The organism is Dokdonella aquatica (assembly GCF_051987395.1).
In the GTDB taxonomy this organism is placed as follows: domain Bacteria; phylum Pseudomonadota; class Gammaproteobacteria; order Xanthomonadales; family Rhodanobacteraceae; genus Dokdonella.
Genome location: NZ_CP197094.1, coordinates 2,614,282 through 2,632,769 on the forward strand (window position 1 = coordinate 2,614,282; position 18,488 = coordinate 2,632,769).

The window sequence follows — 18,488 nt, forward strand, 5'->3', positions numbered from 1 at the left end:
CCTTGGCCACGATCGGCATCCTCGGCGGCGGCCAGCTCGCGCGCATGCTCGCCCTCGCCGGCGCGCCGCTCGGGCATCGCTTTCTCGTCGTCGACACCGCGGAAGACGCCTGTGCCGCACAGGTCGCGCCGCTGCTGCGCGCCGACTGGCGCGACGACGAGGCCCTCGATGCGTTCGCCGCACGCGTGGACGTGGTCACCTTCGATTTCGAGAACGTGCCGGCCGAGACCGCGCAGCGCCTGACCGCACGCGCGCCGGTGTTCCCGAACCCCGCCGCGCTAGCGACCGCGCAGGACCGTTTCGCCGAGAAGACGCTGTTCCGCGCGATCGGGCTCGACACGCCCGCGTTCGCGACCGTCGACACGCGTGACGAACTCGCGCAGGCCGTGCAGGCGATCGGCTTGCCGTCCGTGCTCAAGACGCGTCGCCTCGGCTACGACGGCAAGGGCCAGTTCGTGTTGCGCAGCGAGGCCGACCTCGACAAGGCCTGGGCCCTGCTCGGCGGCCATGCGCTGATCCTCGAGCAGTTCATCCCGTTCGACTTCGAAGTGTCGATCGTGGCGGTGCGTTCGCGCTCGGGCGAGTTCCGCCATTACCCGGTGACGCGCAACTGGCATCGCGACGGCATCCTGTCGGCGAGCCTCGCGCCGTTCGCCGCGCCTTCGGTCGAGGCGCAGGCGGTCCAGCATGCGCACGCGCTGGCCGAGCGCCTCGATTATGTCGGCGTGTTCGCACTCGAGCTGTTCGTGCACGGCGAGCGCCTGCTCGGCAACGAGATGGCGCCGCGCGTGCACAACTCCGGGCACTGGACCATCGAAGGCACGGCCTGCAGCCAGTTCGAGAACCATGTGCGCGCCGTGCTCGGCCTGCCTCTCGGCGACACCGCCGCGCTCGGCCGCAGTGTCATGCTCAACTGGATCGGCGAACTGCCTGACGCGAACGTGGTGCTGTCGACGCCGCGCGCGCACTGGCACGACTACGGCAAGTCGCCGCGTGAAGGCCGCAAGGTCGGCCATGCGACCGTGTGCGCGGACGGTGCCGCGTCGCTCGCGAAGGTCCTGCGTGGCCTCGGTGCGTCGCTCGGCCGCGAGGCGCAGGTGGCGCCCGTCATCGAGGCGCTTGACGCCGCCGGCTGATTCCGGCGGCGCGAAGAAGGCGCGGCGTCACCGCCGCGCCGGTCGAGGGTCAGGCCAGCTGGCTCTCGACGAACTCCCAGTTGACGAGGTTCCAGAACGCCTCGACGTACTTCGGACGCGCGTTGCGGTAGTCGATGTAGTACGCGTGCTCCCACACGTCGCAGGTCAGCAGCGCGCGGTCGCTGCCGGTCAGCGGCGTGCCGGCGTTGGACGTGCTCGCGAGCGCGAGGCTGCCGTCCGGGCGCTGCACCAGCCAGCCCCAGCCCGAGCCGAACGTGCCGACCGAGGTCTTGGTGAACTCGTCCTTGAACGTCGCGAAATCGCCGAACGCCTTGTTGATGAGGTCGGCGAGGCGGCCGGTCGGCTCGCCGCCGCCGTTGGGCGCCAGGCAATTCCAGTAGAAGGTGTGGTTCCAGATCTGCGCGGCATTGTTGAACATGCCGCCGCTGGACTTGCGGATGATCTCCTCGAGCGAAAGCTCCTCGAACTCCGTGCCCTTGATCTGGTTGTTGAGGTTGGTGACGTAGGTCTGGTGATGCTTGCCGTAGTGGTAATCGATCGTCTCGGCCGAGATGTGCGGCGCGAGCGCGTCGCGTGCCCAGGGAAGCGGGGGAAGCTCGATGGCCATGGTGGGATCTCCTTGCCGATGGGTAGGGGTTGAGGGGAGGGGAGCACGCCAGCATATGAAGCCGCCCCGGGGCAAATCAACCGGCGCCGTGGCGGGCTGGTACCATGCCACCCGCGGCGCAGCACGGACTGAACCGCCCTGCCGCATCTTCCTCCGAGTCGAATTCCCATGGATATCATCGAACGCATCAAGTCGACCGTCGAGTCCTCGCCGATCGTCCTCTTCATGAAGGGCACGCCGACGTTCCCGATGTGCGGCTTCTCGAGCCGCACGGCCAAGGCGCTCAAGGCGATCGGTGCGCCGTTCGTGTCGGTCAACGTGCTCGAGGATCCCGACGTCCGCGCCAACCTGCCGCGCTACTCGAACTGGCCGACGTTCCCGCAGCTCTTCATCAATGGCGAGCTGATCGGCGGATGCGACATCGCGCTCGAGCTCTACGAGAGCGGCGAGCTCGAGCGCATCGTCAAGGACATCCATCGGGTCGCAGGCTGATGCTTGCGGCGTCGCGCGGGGCCGTACAGCAGCCGGCCCCCGAAACGCTGCGCGGGCGCGTCGTGCTCGTCACCGGCGTGAGCGGCGGCCTCGGCGGCGCCACTGCGCTCGCCTGTGCGCGCGCCGGCGCGATGGTCGTGCTGTGCGGCCGCAAGGTCAAGCCGCTCGAGGCCGCGTACGACGCGATCGAGGCGATCGAAGGCGCGGCGCAACCGGCCATCTATCCGCTCAATCTCGAAGGCGCGACGCCGGACGACTACGCCGGCCTCGCCGACGCTGTGCAGCAGCAATGCGGTCGCCTCGATGCGATCGTGCATGCAGCCGCGCACTTCGACGGCCTGCGCCCGGTCGACCAGAGCAAGCCCGACGACTGGCTGCGCGCGCAGCAGGTCAACCACCTCGCCCCGTTCCTGCTGACCCAGGCCTGCCTGCCGCTGCTGCGCGAGGCCGGCGACGGCGCCATCGTGTTCGTGTTCGACGATCCCGCGCGATCGCACAAGGCGTACTGGGGTGGTTACGGCGTGGCCAAGGCCGCGCTCGGCGCGTTCGCCGGGATCCTGCACGACGAGACCGAGTCGGGGACCCTTCGTGTTCACGGCCTGCTGCCGGCGCCGATGCGCACGGCGCTGCGCCGCATGGCCTATTTCGGCGAGAGCGCGCCCGACCGCGAGTCGCCCGACGCAGCCGGCGCGACCGCCGCGTGGCTGCTGACACGCGAGGCCGCGGAATGGCGCGGCCGCACGCTCGACCTGCGCACGGACTGAAGAAGGCCGCACCGTGAGCACCTTGTCGGCAGGCATCCTGCTGTTCCTGATCATGGATCCGCTCGGGAACATCCCGTTCTTCCTCGCGCTCCTCAAGAACGTCGCGCCCGAGCGCCGCCTGATCGTGGTCGTGCGCGAGCTCGTCATCGCGCTGGTCGTGCTGTTCGCGTTCCTGTTCGGCGGCAAGTACCTGCTCGCCGCGCTGCAGCTCAAGCAGGAGTCGGTCAGCATCGCCGGCGGCATCGTGCTGTTCCTGATCGGCATCCGCATGATCTTCCCGCCCAAGGACGGCATCTTCGGCGGCGACGAAGGCGGCGAGCCGTTCATCGTGCCGCTCGCGATCCCCGCCGTGGCCGGACCCTCGACGATGGCCGCGGTGATGCTGCTCGCCAACAGCAATCCGGGCCGCACGGCCGACTGGAGCCTCGCGCTGTTCGCAGCCTGGCTGGCCACGTCGGTCATCCTGGTCGGCTCGATCTTCCTGTACCGCTGGCTGCGCCACAGCGTGCTCGTCGCGACCGAGCGGCTCATGGGCATGCTGCTCGTCGCGCTGTCCGTGCAGATGTTCCTCGACGGCGTCGTCGCCTACGTACGGGCGATTCGTTAAGATTTCATGTAGGGCGGCAGGAAGGCCAGCCAATCGCTTGATTGCAAAAGGTGCCGTGCTCGCATCGTCCGATCGCGCGCCATGTCCGTGATCGGACAGGGGAAACACGTTCAGCCAAGGCCTCCCGACGCCCGCAGATTCTGTTAGAAATCTGTCACATAGTCGGGTTAAACTGTGGTTAACAAGAATCGAGCGAACGCGCACGCCGGCGTGGGGGCACCGAAGCCGGGCGGGTGACGAGATCGCCGACGACGATTTTCCAGCCGCGAGCCGCGTGATCCGTGCAAGCCGCACGAGACCACGAGGCCCGCGGCATGTCCACGTATTTCATATAGCCGAGAGGATGGTTGTAATGACGAAGCGATTGACGATGCGGCTGCTGCCGCTGATGCTTTCCTCGATGTTCGCGGTGTCGGGCGCGTATGCGCAGAGCACCTCCGCATCGCTGGGTGGCGTGATCACGGATGCCGGCGGCCAGCCCGCGACGGGCGCCGAGGTGGTGATCACCCACACCACCTCCGGCACGGTCAGCCGCGTCACGACGGACGAGGCCGGCCGCTACTCGGCGCGTGGCCTGCGCGTCGGCGGCCCGTACACGATCACGATCACGAAGAACGGCGAGACCGAGACGCGCGAGAACGTGTTCCTGCAGCTCGGCGAAGCCAACACGGTGAGCGCGAGCCTCGCGCCGACCGAGAGCCTCGACACGATCGTCGTCACCGGCATCGCCTCGGGCAGCGTGTTCAGCTCCGAGAACATGGGCACGGGCACCAACCTGTCGAGCGCGCAGATCGAGTCGCTGCCGTCGATCGGCCGCAACATCCAGGACTACATGCGCCTCGACCCGCGCATCTCGCAGGTCAGCAAGGCTGACGGCGCGATCTCGGCCGGTGGCCAGAACACGCGCTTCAATGCGATCCGCATCGACGGCGTGTCGACCAACGATCCGTTCGGCCTCGAGTCGAACAACCTCCCGACCGAGCGCCAGCCCGTGTCGATGGATGCGATCGAGGAAATCAACATCGGCCTCGCCAACTACGACGTCACGACGTCGGGCGGCAGCGGCGCGGTCGTCAACGCGGTGACGAAGTCCGGTACCAACGAGTTCCACGGCAGCGTCTACGGCGTCTACCGCGACAAGAAGATGGTCGGCGACGACCGCAACGGCAACGACTTCGCCGGCTTCAAGGACGAGCAGACCAAGGGCTTCACGTTCGGTGGTCCGCTGATCAAGGACACGCTGTTCTTCTTCCTCAACTACGAGAAGTTCGAGCGTCGCGCGCCGGGTCCGGACATCACCAACTCGCCGTACGGCCGTGGCCTCATCACGGACGCCGACATCGCGCGCGTGCAGCAGATCGCGCAGACCACGTGGGGCTTCGACGCGGGTTCGCTCGCGGGCGTCGACGCGCTCGGCACCGACATCGAGGAATACGCCGGCAAGATCGACTGGAACATCAACGAGAGCCACCGCGCCAGCTTCCGCTACAGCAAGATGGCGCAGGACGTCGCCAAGCTGCCGCCGTCGAGCTGGACGACCGGCATCTCGCTCAACTCGCACTGGTACAACCAGAACAAGACGTTCGAGAGCTACGTCGGCGAGCTCTTCAGCGACTGGACCGAGAACTTCTCGACCGAGCTGAAGGTGTCGTACCGTGACTACTCGGCGATCGCCGAGCCGACCTCGAACCTGCCGCAGATCGCGATCGACATCGGCAACTCGACGCTGTTCCTCGGCACCGAGCAGAACCGCCACGTCAACGTCGTCGAGACGAAGGAAAAGAGCGCGTTCTTCGCGGGCAACTACTTCATCGGCGACCACACGATCAAGTTCGGCGTGGACTGGTCGAACAACGAGATCTTCAACTACTACGGCCGCAACCAGAACGGCGTGTACCGCTTCGGCAGCATCGACCTGTTCCAGCAGGGCATCCCGCGCCAGTACGACTACCGCGCGCCGGCCCCGGGTGGCAGCTACGCCGACATCCCGGCCCGCTTCGAGATCGAGAACACCGCGCTGTTCATCCAGGACAGCTGGGCGGCGACGTACAACCTGAACCTGACGTACGGCGTGCGCATCGACCAGCCGGACTTCAAGAACACGCCGCTCTACAACGCGCGCATCGAGCAGCTGTACGGCTTCGACAACACCAACCTGCCCGACGGCAAGGTCATCCAGCCGCGCTTCGGCTTCAACTACAACATCGAAGCCGAGCGTCCGACGCAGGTCCGCGGTGGCTTCGGCCTGTTCATGGGCTCGCCGCCCAACGTGTGGATCTCGGGTGCCTACCAGAACACCGGCCGCAACTACGTCGAGTACAGCGCCAGCGTCGCCGGCGGCATCGGTCCGATCTTCAGCCCCGATCCGAACAACCAGCCGACCTCGGGCTCGGTCGGTGCGCGCCAGAACGTCGACATCATCGAGCCGGGCTTCAAGATGCCGTCGGTGTGGAAGGCGAACGTCGCGTTCGACCACGAGCTGCCGTGGTGGGGCATCGTCGCGTCGGCTGAAGTGCTGACGTTCTGGAACAAGGACGGCATCTACATGGGCCGCCTCGACGTCGGCGCGCCGACCTACACCGGTCCGGACGGCCGTGCGATCTTCTGGAACGCCAACGGCATCGACCCGACGCGCTGGAACACCTCGCTCACGGCGCCGACCGGCGGCGTGGCGCGCGCCAACCGTCCGTCGGACATCGGCGACGTCATGATCGTGCGCAACACGGACAAGGGCAACGGCAACCAGATCACGCTGAGCCTCGCCAAGCCGATGAAGGAGTCGGGCTGGTCCTGGCTCGCCGCGTACACCCACACGCAGGCCAAGGAAGTGAGCCCGATGACGAGCTCGCAGAACACGTCGAACTGGAACAACCAGCTCGCGTTGAATGCGAACGAGGAAGTGGCCTACGACTCGCGCTACGCGTTCAAGCACCGCGTCACCGGCGTCCTGACCAAGGAGTGGAAGTTCTTCGGCGACAACAAGACCACCGCGTCGGTCGTCTACGAAGGCCGCACGGGTCGTCCGTACAGCGCCGTGTTCTACAACGACGCCAATGGTGACAGCCGTTCGTTCAACGACCTGTTCTACGTGCCGACGGGCCCGGGCGACGTGATCTTCACCCCGATCACCACCGGTGGCCGCACCTACACGGCGGCGGAGCAGGAGTCGGCGTTCTTCGCGTGGCTCGCGGCCAATCCGGACATCGGCAAGTACCGCGGCAAGGTCGTCCCGGCCAACGCGCTGCGTGCCGGCTGGCTCAACAGCTTCGACGTGCGCCTGAGCCAGGAATTCCCGGGTTTCATGGCCAACGACAAGCTCGAGCTGACGCTGGACATCATGAACATCGGCAACCTGTTCAACAAGAAGTGGGGCCAGATCGAGGACGCGGGCTTCAACTCGAACCTCGGCATCGCCAACTTCGGCGGCATCGACCCGACCACCGGCAAGTACGTCTACCACTACACCGGCACGGGTGCGCAGCGTCTCAGCATCCAGGAGACGAACGGCGACGGCGTCAACACGGGCGTGTCGCGCTGGTCGGTCCAGGGCACGATCCGCTACCGCTTCTGATCCACCGTTCCACGTGACGTGACACGAAGCCGGCGCCCGCGAGGGCGCCGGTTTTTTTTGTGGCCGCATCGCCGGCCGGCCTCGGTTGACCGCCGCAAGGCCTTGCCCGATGCTAGCCGACCCGCGCAGCCCGGGACGTCCGGTGCGCGTTGCATCGCCGCATGGAGCGGCTCCAGGACACCCACGATGAGCGATACACCCCTCAAGGATCTCCCGCGTCCCCTCACCGTCACGGCGCGCATCGCGCCGGCTGCGGGACTCGACGTGCTCTCCCGCCACGAAGTTGCGCGCCTGCGCGACGCGAGCTCGGGCGGCCTGCACCAGCTGCTGCGCCGCTGCGCACTCGCCGTGCTCACGCAGGGCCACGTCAGCGACGACCCGCGCACGGTCGTCGAGCTCTACCACGACTTCGACATCCAGGTGCTGCAGCAGGACCGCGGCGTGCGCCTGGAGCTCACCAATGCGCCCGCGCACGCGTTCGTCGACGGCCGCATCATCCGCGGCATCAACGAGCTGCTGTTCGCGGTCGTGCGCGACATCGTCTACGTCGCCACGCAGCTCGAGGCCGAGGGCTTCGACCTCGAGGATTCCTCGGGCATCACGCACGCGGTGTTCGACATCCTGCGCAACGCACGCGTCCTGCGCGCGAACGTCGATCCGAACCTCGTCGTGTGCTGGGGCGGCCACTCGATCTCGCGCGACGAGTACGAGTACACCAAGCAGGTCGGCTACCAGCTCGGCCTGCGCGGCCTCGACATCTGCACGGGCTGCGGCCCCGGTGCGATGAAGGGCCCGATGAAGGGCGCGACGATCGCGCACGCCAAGCAGCGCCGCCGCGGCAACCGCTACATCGGCGTGACCGAGCCGGGCATCATCGCGGCCGAGTCGCCGAACCCGATCGTCAACAACCTCGTGATCATGCCGGACATCGAGAAACGCCTCGAGGCGTTCGTCCGCATCGCGCACACGATCATCGTGTTCCCGGGCGGCGTCGGCACGGCCGAGGAGATCCTCTACCTGCTCGGCATCCTGCTGCACCCCGAGAACGACAGCCTGCCGTTCCCGCTGATCTTCACGGGCCCGCGCAAGTCGGCCGCGTACTTCGAGCAGATCGACCGCTTCCTGCGCCTGTCGCTCGGCGACGACGTCGCGCGCCACTACCAGATCATCATCGACGACCCCGAGCTCGTCGCGCGCCAGGTGATCAAGGGCGTGGAGCGCGTGCGCCAGCACCGCCTCGACAGCAAGGACGCGTTCTTCTTCAACTGGGCGCTCAACATCGCCCCGGGCCTGCAGGTGCCGTTCCGCCCGACCCACGAGGCGATGGCCGGTCTCAACCTGCACCGCGACCAGCCCAAGCACCTCTTCGCCGCCGATCTGCGCCGCGCGTTCTCGGGCATCGTCGCCGGCAACGTCAAGCTCGAGGGCATGCGCGCGATCGAGCAGTTCGGTCCGTTCGTGATCCGCGGCGACAGCGAGATCATGCAGGCGCTCGATGAGCTGCTCGCGAGCTTCGTCGTGCAGCAGCGCATGAAGCTGCCGGGTGGCGCGGCCTACGTGCCGTGCTACCGCGTGCAGGTCGACTGATGCCGCTTCGCGCGCGCGGCCGCTCAGGCCGCGCGCGCGAAGCGGTAGTGCGCGACGAGCCATTCGTCGCCGCCGGCGTAGCCGAACAGCTCGGCGCAGGCCATCCAGAACATGCGCCAGCGCTGGTTCCAGCGTGCGGCCTCCGCCTCGCCGTAGGCCTCACGCAGTACCGCGAGCACGGCCTCGCGGTTCGCATCGTGGCGCGCGAGCCATGCGTTCGCGGTCTTCTCGTAATGCGTTCCCGACAGCAGCCAGCGCTGCTCGAGCGCGAGATCGCGCTGGAAGTGCAGCAGCGTGTCCGCGGCCGGCATGAGCCCGCCCGTGAAGAAGTGCCGCCCCATCCAGTTGCCGTCGCCCTGCGTCTCGAACGGGTACAGCAGCGTGCGGTGGCAGAAGAGGTGCACGAACAGCTTGCCGCCCGGCAGCAGCCACGACGCGATGCGTGCGAGCAGGTGCTCGTAGTTGCGCATGTGCTCGAACATCTCGATCGAGACCACGCGGTCGTAGCGCGCCTCGGGCAGGCGCAGCGTGTTGACGTCGGCCGTCACCACCTCGACGTTGTCGAGCCCGCGCTCGCGGCAGCGTGCCTCGATGAAGGCACGTTGCGGTCGCGAGTTCGACACTGCGGTGATGCGCGAAGACGGATAGCGCGCCGCCATCCACAGCGTCAGCGAACCCCAGCCGCAGCCGAGCTCGAGCACGTGCTGGCCGTCGGCGAGTTCGGCGCGCTCGCCGTAGCGCTCGAGCATGCGTGTCTCGGCCGCGTCGAGGTCGGGCGTGGTCTCGTCCCACCAGCACGCGCTGTACTTGAGGTGCGTGCCGAGGCAGTGCGTGAAGAAGGCCGGCGGCAGCTCGTAATGCTGCGTGTTGGCCGCGTCGGTCTCGATCGCGATCGCACTTCCGCGCAGGGCATCGAGGCGTTCGCGCTGGCGTTCGGCGACGGCGTCGACGCTGCCGTGGCGCTCCTCGTCGAGGCGCTGCGTGCACAGGCGACGCATCGCGAGGCGCAGCAGCGCGTCGGGGATCGCGCCGCTTTCGGCGAGTCGGATCGCGAGCGGCTCGCGCGCGGCGGGCGTCGTCGCCTGCGCCTCTGGTGTGGTCGATGCCGTCATCGTGCTCGCCTCGTCGTGTCCGCTGGGGGCGTGGCCGCATCGCGCGGGAACCACGGGAAGAACGCGCTCGTCGTGCGCTGATACTCGCGGTAGTCGTCGCCGCGCGAACGCAGCGCCTGCGCCTCGCTGTAGGGAATGCCGCTCACGCGATACAGCATCGCGAGCATGAGCGCCGGTCCGGCGAGGCTCGCGAACACGCCCGCGACGCCGCCACCGATCGCGAGAAACACGTAGGTGAACCAGTGCAGCCACTCGAAGAAGTAGTTCGGATGCCGCGACCAGCGCCACAGGCCGCGCCGGCACGTGCGGCCGCGCTGGCCCGGATCGGCGCGATGCGCCGCGAGCTGGCGATCGGCCAGCGATTCGCCGCCGACCGCGAGCAGCCATGTCGCTATCGCGAGCACGCTCCACGGCGTGAGGCCATCGACCGGGTTGCGCGCGGCGAGCCAGAACGGCACCGAGAACAGCACGATCAGCACGGCCTGGGCGAGGAACAAGGCGAGAAATCGGCGCTGGTCGCCGTTCCAGTGCGTGCGCAGCGCGGCATAGCGGCCATCCTCGTTCTCGCCGAGCACGCGGCGCGCGAGGTGCGTGGCGAGGCGCAGGCCCCACAGTGCGCCGAGTGTCGCGACGAGCACACGCGGTACCGTCGCGCCGTCGCCGAGCACGCCATGCAGCACCGCCGACACGCCGACGCCGGCCGACCAGATCACGTCGACGATGCCGGCGTTGCGCGTGCGCACCTGCCAGGCCCAACCCGCCAGCATCGCGCCCGTGGCGAACGCGGCGACGCTCGCGAAAGCCGTCCATGCACTCATGGGGTCGTCCCTCCGATCGTGGTCGCTCGCATGTCGAACCCGCCAGACCGGCGTGAAGCCGTGGAAAGAACTCCGAGCGCCATCGCCCACAGCATCGCGAGCATAACGATCGCGGTCGTGCGCGGTTCGGCGAACGACACGGCCGCGAACGCGCGCTGTGCGCCGAGGTACGAAAGCGGCCCGAGCGTGCCGCCGAGCACCACGGCGAGCCACGGCCTGCGCACGAGCCACGCGAGCGAGTGCTGCAGCGTCAATCCAAAACCGGCCCACAGCGCGAGGATCCAGACCGGTGCGATCGGCGCGCCGGGAAACGGTGACGCGTAGATCGCGAAGCCGCCGGCGACCATGATCGTGTCGCAGGTGAAGCCCGTCGCGAGCGCGACCAGCATCAGCGTCACGTCACCGCGCTTGCGCACGCCGCGTTGCAGCTGCCACGCCGCGAACACGAGCAATGCCGCAGGTCCGGCCCAGCCGTAACCGTGCGCAGCGCCGATCACCGCCGCGAACCAGACGAGCTGGAACGCCACCGCGTTGACGATGATCGCGGTGCGGCGTGACGGCGCCATCACGCGGCGACCTGCGGCGGTCGTGCGCCGGGGCAGGCGAGCAGCATCTGCACGTCGCCGATCGAGCGTTCGAGGAAGCCGCCTTCGCAGTAGGCGAGATAGAACACCCACATGCGCACGAAGCGTTCGGGATAACCGAGCGCGCGCACCTCGTCGACGCGTGCCGTGAAGCGTTCGCGCCACGCGCGCAGTGTCAGCGCGTAGCTCGGCCCGATGTCCTCGAGGTGGAACAGCTTCATGTCGCCGGTGCGCGCGATCGACGAGGTCATCGCCGAGATGCACGGGATGAAGCTGCCCGGGAAGATGTGCCGCTTGATGAAGTCGACCGCACGAAGTGCCTGCGCGTAGCGGTGGTCCTCGATCGTGATCGCCTGCACGAGCGCGAGGCCGTCGTCGGCGAGGCGTGCGCGGATCGTGCGGAAGTAGGTGTCGAGGTACTGGTGGCCGATCGCCTCGATCATCTCGATCGAGACGACGCGGTCGTAGCGCCCGTCGAGGTCGCGGTAGTCCTGCAGTAGCACGGTCACGCGGTCGGCGAGGCCCGCTTCGGCCACGCGCTGCGTCGCCAGCGCGTGCTGCTCGCGCGAGATCGTCGTCGTGGTCACGCGGCAACCGTAGTGGCGTGCGGCGTGCAGCGCGAAGCCGCCCCAGCCCGATCCGATCTCGAGCACGTGGTGGTGCGGAGCGAGCCCAAGCTTCGTGCAGATGCGGTCGAGCTTGCGCGTGGAGGCGTTCTCGAGCGATTCGTGTTCGTCGGCGTAGATCGCCGAGGAATACATGAGGTTGTCGTCGAGGAACAGCGTGAACAGGTCATTGCCGAGGTCGTAGTGCGCGGCGATGTTGCGGCGGCTGCCGGCGCGCGTGTTGCGCGCGAGCGTGTGCCAGGCCCGCATGATCCAGCCGCCGAGGCGTGCGGGTCCGCGCTCCATCGCATCGAGCCGGTCGCGGTTGCGCACGAGGATGCGCACCAGCGTGACGAGGTCGTCGCAGTCCCAGGCACCGTCCATGTAGGCCTCGCCGGCGCCGACGCTGCCGTACAGCGCGGCCTGCTGCCAGAACGACGCATCGTGCACGCGCACGCGCACCTCGAGCGTCGTCGCGCTGCCCGGTTCGGCGTGGCCGAGCACGTGCGTGTGGCCGTGTTCCTCGAGCGTGATGCGCGCATCGCGCAAGCCGTCGAGCACGGCCAGCAGGCGCCGCCGCAGCCACGTGACGCTGCGCCGTTCGCGTGGCGCGGCGTCGAGCGACGTCGGCGTGGCGGGCGTGGCATCGAGGTGGGTCATGGGCGTATCGCCTTGTCGGGATGGTCGTGGACGGGCGTGCCGCGCAGCCACAGGCGCAAGGCCTGCCAGTGGATCGCGGCGACGACGGTCGCGGTCATGAGCGGGAAGCGCCACAGCACGCGCGCGAGGTTCGTGCCGTCGAGCGGTCGCCGCGCGAGGTGCAGCGTCGCGTCGAACTCGCGCTCGCCCTCCGGCGTGCGTCGCAGCACGTCCATGTGCACGCCGAGCGTTGCGCCGGGTGGCGTGAAGCGCCAGGCGTAGTCGTGGTCCATGGCGAGGAACGGTGACACGTGGAAGCACTTGGCGAACGACCACGAAAGACCGTCGCCACGCGTGGTCGCGGTCGCGACCGGCAGCACGTAGGCGTGGCGTTCCTTCCATGGCGTGTTGGTGATCTCGGCGACGATCGCCTCGAGCGTCGTCCCGTCCTCGCCGAAGCAGTAGTAGAAGCTGACCGGATTGAACACGTAGCCCGCGTAGCGCAGATGCGTGAGCAGACGGATCGGCCCACGCGGGCGACGCCCCGTGGCCTCCTCGACACGGTTGCGCACGCAGTCGGCCAGCGGTCGATCCGGATCGCCGAGGTAGTCGGCGCGATGGAACGCGGCGACGTTGCGACGCCCGACGCTCCACAGCAGGCGGCCGCGGAACACGCGGTCGAGTTCGTCGAGATCGAGATACAGCATCGCGACGCGGTAGCGGAACGCATGCGCACGCGGCGCGTGGCGGCGATGCACCACGCGGCCTTCGTAGATCGCGCTGGCGAGCGCCGTCGTCATGCGGCGGCACTCGCGCGCGGCAGATGCTCGATCGCATCGGCGACCTCGTACGCACTGCGCAGGCCGTCCTCGTGGAAGCCGTGGCCCCAGTACGCACCGGCGAACCAGGTTCCCGCATGGCCCTGGATCTCGACCTTGCGCTGCTGTGCGAGCGCCGACGCCTGCGTCTGCTCGGGATGCCGGTAGTGCAGGCGCCGCAGCACGCGTGCGGGATCGATGTCGGCGCTGCGGTTGAGCGTCACCACGAGCGGCTCGCGCGAGAGGATCGACTGCAGCGCATTCATCCAGTAGCTCACGCTGCATGGTGCGTCGCGGTCCTCGGGCACGTGGGCGTTCCACGCCGCCCACGCACCGGGATGACGCGGCAGGATCGTCGCGTCGGTGTGCAGCACGACCTCGTTGTCCTGGTAGGTGAGGTCGCCGAGGATCGCGCGCTCGTGCGGCGTCGCATCGCCGAGGATGGCGAGCGCCGTATCGGCGTGGCAGGCCAGCACCACGTGGTCGAACGCCTCGCGGCCCGCGGCGCTTTCGACGTGCACGCCGTGGGCCTCGCGCGTCACGCGCGTGACCGCGCAGGCGGGGCGTTCCTCGACGTTCCAGCGCGCGCGCATCGCCTCGACGTAGCAGCGCGAGCCGCCGGTCACGACGCGCCATTCGGGCCGCCCGGTGAGCTGCAGCATGTGGTGGTTGGCCATGAAGCGCACGAGGTGGCCGATCGGGAACTCGAGGATGCTCCGTGACGGCGACGACCACAGCGCCGAGGCCATCGGCACGAGGTGGTCGTCGCGGAAGGCGTCCGAGTAGCCGTGTGCGGCGAGCCAGTCGCCGAGCTTCGGTCCCGGCGAGGCGTCGGCGAGCAGTGCGGGCGCCTCGCGATAGAAGCGACGCAGGTCCGCGAGCATGCGCAGGAAGCGCGGATTGGCGAGGTTGCGCGGCTGGCAGAACAGGCCACGCAGCGAGCCCGCGTTGTACTCGAGGCCGCTGCGCGCATCGCTGACCGAGAAGCTCATCGTGGTCGGCTGCGTGGCCACGCCGAGCGTCGCGAACAGCGCGGTCAGCAGCGGGTAGTGCGCGGGATTGAACACGATGAAGCCGGTGTCGACGGCGAGGCGCTGGCCGTCGACCTCGACCGCGTGCGTGTGGGTGTGACCGCCGAGATGATCGTCGGCCGCGAACAGCACCACCTCGTGGCGCGGCGCGAGGCGCCACGCCGTGCCGAGGCCCGCGATGCCGGCGCCGACCACCGCGATGCGCATCAGGCGTCCTTCCGCATGGGCCGGCGCAGCGTGGCCGGCACCGGCTTGAGGGTGTGCACGAGGCCGAGCAGCTGCATCGCCTTGAGGCCGTAGAACGTCACGTCGATTTCCCACCAGCGGAAGCCCTGCCGCGCCGAGCCCGGGAAATGATGGTGGTTGTTGTGCCAACCCTCGCCGAACGTGATCAGCGCGAGCAGCGCGTTGTTGCGGCTGTCGTCGCGCGTGGCGAAGCGTCGCGTGCCCCAGCGGTGCGCGAGCGAGTTGATCGTGACCGTCGCATGGAACAGCACGACGGTGGAGACGAAGAAACCCCACACGAGCAGCTGCGGCCCGCTCGTGCCGAGCGAGGGCGCGGCGCTCTCGAGCACGCTGCCGAGCGCGAACAGCGCCGCCGCGAGCAGGATCGGCACGAGCGTGTCGAAGCGGTCGAGCAGGCGCAGTTCGGGGAAGCCGCGGAAGTCCGGCAGCGCATCGAGGTCGGTGCGGAACGCGCGCCGCGTCAGGAACCAGCCCATGTGGCTCCACAGCAGGCCGTGCTCGCGCGGCGAATGCGGATCGTCGGGCGTGTCGGTGTGGCGGTGGTGATGGCGATGATGCGCGGCCCACCACAGTGGCCCGCGCTGCACGCACGAGGCGCCGATCACCGCGAACACGAACTGCACGACGCGCGAGGTACGGAATGCGCGATGCGCGAAGTAGCGGTGGTAGAACGCGGTCAGCGCGAACATGCGCACCGCATACAGCACGGCGGCGACCGCGAGCGCGAACGGCGACACGCCGACCACGAACACGCCCAGGCAGGCCAGGTGCATCGCGACGAACGGCAGCGCGCGCCACACGTCGATGCGATCCGCGTCGGCGTCGAGTGGGGCGTCCTGCGCGGTGTCGAACCAGCGGCGCAGCGCCGTGGCGATGCGAGGGCGCGCGGAGCGGGCAGGGAGCGATGCCATGGACGACGGGATCCTCGTGCGTGGGTCACCTGATCGTTACGGAGCGGACCGCCACCCGGATGCACGCTGAGAGCCACCCGCGCTCGAGCCCCTCTCCCTCCGGGAGAGGGGTTGGGGAGAGGGTGCGGGATCGTGACAACGGCAGATCGTCGGCGCGATCCCGAACCCTCATCCGGCCCTTCGGGCCACCCCGTATCGGGGTACGGGGCAGGCTCTTCTCCCGGAGGGAGAAGGGAAAAGATGGCTCCACGTGATGCCGTCGCGAAGCGTTCGTCGCATGGATCGGAAGCCCGCGCGCCACCGCGGGCGGCACGCGCTACAGCACCGCCACGCCACCCTTCGCGACGATCGGCCCGGTCGGCTTGCCCTCGGGCGCGCCACCCGGCGGTTCCAGCGTCACCGCGAGCACCGCCTCGGTGCCGACCTCGGCGAGCATCGCTTCCGGAATGCGAACGACCCGCGAATGCGTCACGTCGACGACACCGAGCGAACGCGGCGCCTGATCCTTCGGGATCAGCCACAGTTCGGGCACGCGTCCGCCGCTGGTCGCGGCGGCGACCGGCGTGAGCGTGAGCTGGCCGCGCGAGGGTTCGATCAGCGCGACGAAGCCGGCGCTGCCGTCATCGTGCGCGAGCGTGGACACCATCGCCGCGCCGGGCTCGGGCAGCGTGCCGCGCGGCAACACGACCAGCGCGACTGCGCACGCCAAGGCCGCGGCCGTGGCGAGTCCCGCGAATGCACGCCACACGGCGAGACTTTCCCACCATCCCGCGGATCCGCTGCTGCGCGTCGCGGATGCCGTGGCACCACCGCCGACCATCGCGCGCAGGTGTTCCCAGACGCGCGCCGGCACGGCGACCGGTTCGATGTCCGCGAGCAGCGGCATGAAGCGTTCTTCCCACACGGCGAGCTCGCGCGCGAACACCGCATCGCGTGCGGCACGCGCCTCGACCTCGCGGCGTGCCGGCGCATCGAGCACGCCGAGCACGTACTCGGCGGCCGGATCGCCTTCCGGCGGCGGCAGGTCGGTCGGCGTCGTGTTCATCGCTCGAGGCAGGCCTTGAGCTTGAGAAGGCCGCGGCGGATCCAGCTCTTGACCGTGCCGAGCGGGGTCGCGCTGCGTTGCGCGAGTTCCTCGTAGGTCGCGCCTTCGAAGAACGCCGTACGGATCAGCGTGCGGCGCGGGGCTTCGAGTTCGTCGAGGCAGTCGTCGAGGCGATGCACGTCCTGCATGGTCGCGGCGGCGTCGTCGGCCGCGGCGGCCGGTTCGTCGTCGAGAGTGATGACAGAGCGGGCGATCTCGCTGCGGTTCGCGCGCAGGCGGTCGATCGCGCGGTTGCGCGCCATCATCGACAGCCACGTCATGCCACGCGCACGGTCCGGATCGAACTGGTCGGCCTTGCGCCACACGGCGACGTAGACGTCCTGCACGACCTCCTCCGCCTCGGCACGCGCGAGCATGCGCAGGCAGACGCCGAAGAGTTTTGCCGAGGTCTCGCGGTAGAGGCGTTCGAACGCGTTCGCGTCACCGCGCGCCGTCGCTGCGATCAGGCCCGCGAGAACATCGTCGTTCACCGTCTCGGCCTCGGCCATGCGGTCTCCGCGGGCAGCGTGGGAAAGTCCGCTCGATCCTACACGGTTCCGCGCGCCGTCGATGAACGCCGTCAGTCGATCGCGCGACCGCTCCACCACAGCGCCAGCGCCGCGCCGAGCAGCAGCACCTCGAGCACGGCGGTCCACAGCGTGGTCGGTCCTACCGGCCAGAAGCGCCACAGGCTGACCGCGCGGAACAGCACGATCGGCACGTACAGCGCCAGCGCGAACACGAGCCCGAAGCGCAGGTGCCCGCCGAGTGCCGCCCAGCCGAACAGGAAGGCGAAGCCGAACTGCATGCCGCCGTAGATCACCGCGTACTCGGAGCGGCCGGAGGCCGACAGCTGCGTGAAGCCCACCGCCTGCGAGGTCGCGGTCGGCGCCAGCGTGCACCACGCGGCGAGGCCGGCGTAGAGCACGGCGTTGATCCACAGGTAGATCGCGGTCATGCAGGTTCTCCGGCAGCGGGGCGGGAAAGGACACGTGCGTGTCGTCAGAGGATACAGCGGCCGTCGAGCGGCGCCGTGGCGAGCCGTTCGAACGCGGCGGCATCGGCATCGTCGTGCCGGTCCGAGGAGGGGAACTCGATGCGCACGTCGAGCGGCTTGCCGTCCGCGTTGCGCACGTTGGCCGGGCCGTTGTAGGTGCGGATCGTGCGCGTGGCGGTCACGTAGGTCGCGTCGATCGCCGGCAACGCGAATGCGTACCAGGCGTCGACCTCGAGGCGGAAGCGCGTCGCCGGCGCGCCGTCGACCGTCGTCTCGCCGACGCGCTCGACGCTGAACGGCACGGTCGACAGGCGGCTCGGCACGAGGAACGCCATCGTCATGCGCCGTCCCGACGCGAGCGCATCCCAGTGGCCGCGGATGAACGCATCGAAGCCCGCATCGAGGACGAGGTCCGATGCGACCGGCAGCGGTGCCGACTTCTCGGCCTGTTCCGCGCGCCGCTGCACGAACACCTCGCGGCCATCGCCGCCTGCCGCGCGCACGCCTTCGCGATAGCCCGAGCGCGCGTCCTCGAGCGCGAACGAGGGCGCTTCGGGCGTGCCGTTCTCGTCGACGCGCTTGCGTGCGAACGCCTTGCCGTCCGGGCACTCGAACAGCACCACGAGCGTACGCGCGCCGTGGTCGCCGCGCAGCCCGTGCGATTCGCGATAGAGCACGCGGTCGCGGGCGTCGTAGGCGACACCGTCGTAACGCACGACCGGTGTCGCGGCGAGATCGCCGGCGGCGCCGAGCATCGCGATCGCGACCGCCGCGCCGGCGAGGCCGCCATGGGGGGAGAGGGGAGCGCTTGAACGGGTACGGAGCGAAGGCATGGCGGGGCCGTCTCGTGCAGTGCGG

18 protein-coding genes are annotated in these 18,488 nt (G+C 69.1%); 6 read left to right on the top strand and 12 right to left on the bottom strand.

The window, feature by feature from the left end; all coding sequences use genetic code 11:
- The first annotated feature begins 2 nt into the window (after window positions 1–2).
- The gene (locus ACQQ2N_RS11620) at window positions 3–1,136 is read left to right on the top strand and encodes a 5-(carboxyamino)imidazole ribonucleotide synthase (protein WP_440221738.1); all 1,134 of its coding nucleotides are present in this window, start codon (window positions 3–5) and stop codon (window positions 1,134–1,136) included.
- Between the two features lie 49 nt (window positions 1,137–1,185).
- Here ACQQ2N_RS11620 and sodB read toward each other — a convergent pair whose 3' ends face one another.
- The gene (gene sodB, locus ACQQ2N_RS11625; protein ID WP_440221739.1) at window positions 1,186–1,764 is read right to left on the bottom strand and encodes a superoxide dismutase [Fe]; all 579 of its coding nucleotides are present in this window, start codon (window positions 1,762–1,764) and stop codon (window positions 1,186–1,188) included.
- Window positions 1,765–1,932: 168 nt separating this feature from the next.
- On the opposite strand from sodB, the gene grxD reads away from it, so the two are divergent.
- From grxD to ppnN, 5 genes are all read left to right on the top strand, one after another.
- Complete coding sequence (gene grxD, locus ACQQ2N_RS11630; protein ID WP_440221740.1) at window positions 1,933–2,256, top strand: Grx4 family monothiol glutaredoxin; 324 nt, start codon at window positions 1,933–1,935, stop codon at window positions 2,254–2,256.
- Entirely contained in the window at window positions 2,256–3,020 is a 765-nt protein-coding gene (locus ACQQ2N_RS11635) for an SDR family NAD(P)-dependent oxidoreductase (RefSeq protein WP_440221741.1), read from the top strand. The genes grxD and ACQQ2N_RS11635 overlap by 1 nt, the downstream gene beginning before the upstream one ends.
- Window positions 3,021–3,033: 13 nt before the next feature.
- Window positions 3,034–3,627 (top strand): MarC family protein, encoded by a 594-nt coding sequence (locus ACQQ2N_RS11640; RefSeq protein ID WP_440221742.1) that lies wholly within the window; start codon window positions 3,034–3,036, stop codon window positions 3,625–3,627.
- A gap of 352 nt (window positions 3,628–3,979) precedes the next feature.
- On the top strand, window positions 3,980–7,198 hold the full coding sequence (locus tag ACQQ2N_RS11645) for a TonB-dependent receptor (RefSeq protein WP_440221743.1): 3,219 nt from the start codon (window positions 3,980–3,982) through the stop codon (window positions 7,196–7,198).
- A gap of 186 nt (window positions 7,199–7,384) precedes the next feature.
- Window positions 7,385–8,785, top strand: a complete 1,401-nt coding sequence (gene ppnN / locus ACQQ2N_RS11650; protein WP_440221745.1) for a nucleotide 5'-monophosphate nucleosidase PpnN — start codon at window positions 7,385–7,387, stop codon at window positions 8,783–8,785.
- Window positions 8,786–8,808: 23 nt separating this feature from the next.
- Here the strand turns inward: ppnN and ACQQ2N_RS11655 are convergent, their stop codons facing one another.
- From ACQQ2N_RS11655 to ACQQ2N_RS11705, 11 genes are all read right to left on the bottom strand, one after another.
- Window positions 8,809–9,897 carry an SAM-dependent methyltransferase gene (locus ACQQ2N_RS11655; protein WP_440221746.1) on the bottom strand — a complete coding sequence of 363 codons (1,089 nt, stop codon included), beginning with the start codon at window positions 9,895–9,897 and terminating at the stop codon, window positions 8,809–8,811.
- Window positions 9,894–10,715, bottom strand: coding sequence for a DUF1295 domain-containing protein (locus ACQQ2N_RS11660; protein ID WP_440221747.1), 822 nt, complete (start codon window positions 10,713–10,715; stop codon window positions 9,894–9,896). Before ACQQ2N_RS11660 ends, ACQQ2N_RS11655 begins: the two co-directional genes overlap by 4 nt.
- Complete coding sequence (locus tag ACQQ2N_RS11665) at window positions 10,712–11,281, bottom strand: DUF2878 domain-containing protein (RefSeq protein WP_440221748.1); 570 nt, start codon at window positions 11,279–11,281, stop codon at window positions 10,712–10,714. The genes ACQQ2N_RS11660 and ACQQ2N_RS11665 overlap by 4 nt, the downstream gene beginning before the upstream one ends.
- On the bottom strand, window positions 11,281–12,564 hold the full coding sequence (locus tag ACQQ2N_RS11670; protein ID WP_440221749.1) for a class I SAM-dependent methyltransferase: 1,284 nt from the start codon (window positions 12,562–12,564) through the stop codon (window positions 11,281–11,283). Before ACQQ2N_RS11670 ends, ACQQ2N_RS11665 begins: the two co-directional genes overlap by 1 nt.
- Complete coding sequence (locus ACQQ2N_RS11675; RefSeq protein ID WP_440221750.1) at window positions 12,561–13,343, bottom strand: DUF1365 domain-containing protein; 783 nt, start codon at window positions 13,341–13,343, stop codon at window positions 12,561–12,563. The genes ACQQ2N_RS11670 and ACQQ2N_RS11675 overlap by 4 nt, the downstream gene beginning before the upstream one ends.
- Window positions 13,340–14,599, bottom strand: a complete 1,260-nt coding sequence (locus ACQQ2N_RS11680) for an NAD(P)/FAD-dependent oxidoreductase (RefSeq protein ID WP_440221751.1) — start codon at window positions 14,597–14,599, stop codon at window positions 13,340–13,342. Before ACQQ2N_RS11680 ends, ACQQ2N_RS11675 begins: the two co-directional genes overlap by 4 nt.
- Window positions 14,599–15,549, bottom strand: a complete 951-nt coding sequence (locus tag ACQQ2N_RS11685; RefSeq protein ID WP_440221752.1) for an acyl-CoA desaturase — start codon at window positions 15,547–15,549, stop codon at window positions 14,599–14,601. Before ACQQ2N_RS11685 ends, ACQQ2N_RS11680 begins: the two co-directional genes overlap by 1 nt.
- A 316-nt stretch (window positions 15,550–15,865) precedes the next feature.
- A complete protein-coding gene (locus ACQQ2N_RS11690; RefSeq protein WP_440221753.1) occupies window positions 15,866–16,594 on the bottom strand; it encodes an anti-sigma factor in 729 nt (242 codons plus the stop codon).
- Window positions 16,591–17,142 (bottom strand): sigma-70 family RNA polymerase sigma factor, encoded by a 552-nt coding sequence (locus tag ACQQ2N_RS11695; RefSeq protein WP_440221754.1) that lies wholly within the window; start codon window positions 17,140–17,142, stop codon window positions 16,591–16,593. Before ACQQ2N_RS11695 ends, ACQQ2N_RS11690 begins: the two co-directional genes overlap by 4 nt.
- A gap of 71 nt (window positions 17,143–17,213) precedes the next feature.
- Window positions 17,214–17,591, bottom strand: a complete 378-nt coding sequence (locus tag ACQQ2N_RS11700) for a DUF4345 domain-containing protein (RefSeq protein ID WP_440221755.1) — start codon at window positions 17,589–17,591, stop codon at window positions 17,214–17,216.
- Window positions 17,592–17,635: 44 nt separating this feature from the next.
- On the bottom strand, window positions 17,636–18,463 hold the full coding sequence (locus tag ACQQ2N_RS11705; protein ID WP_440221756.1) for a hypothetical protein: 828 nt from the start codon (window positions 18,461–18,463) through the stop codon (window positions 17,636–17,638).
- Window positions 18,464–18,488: the final 25 nt, after the last annotated feature.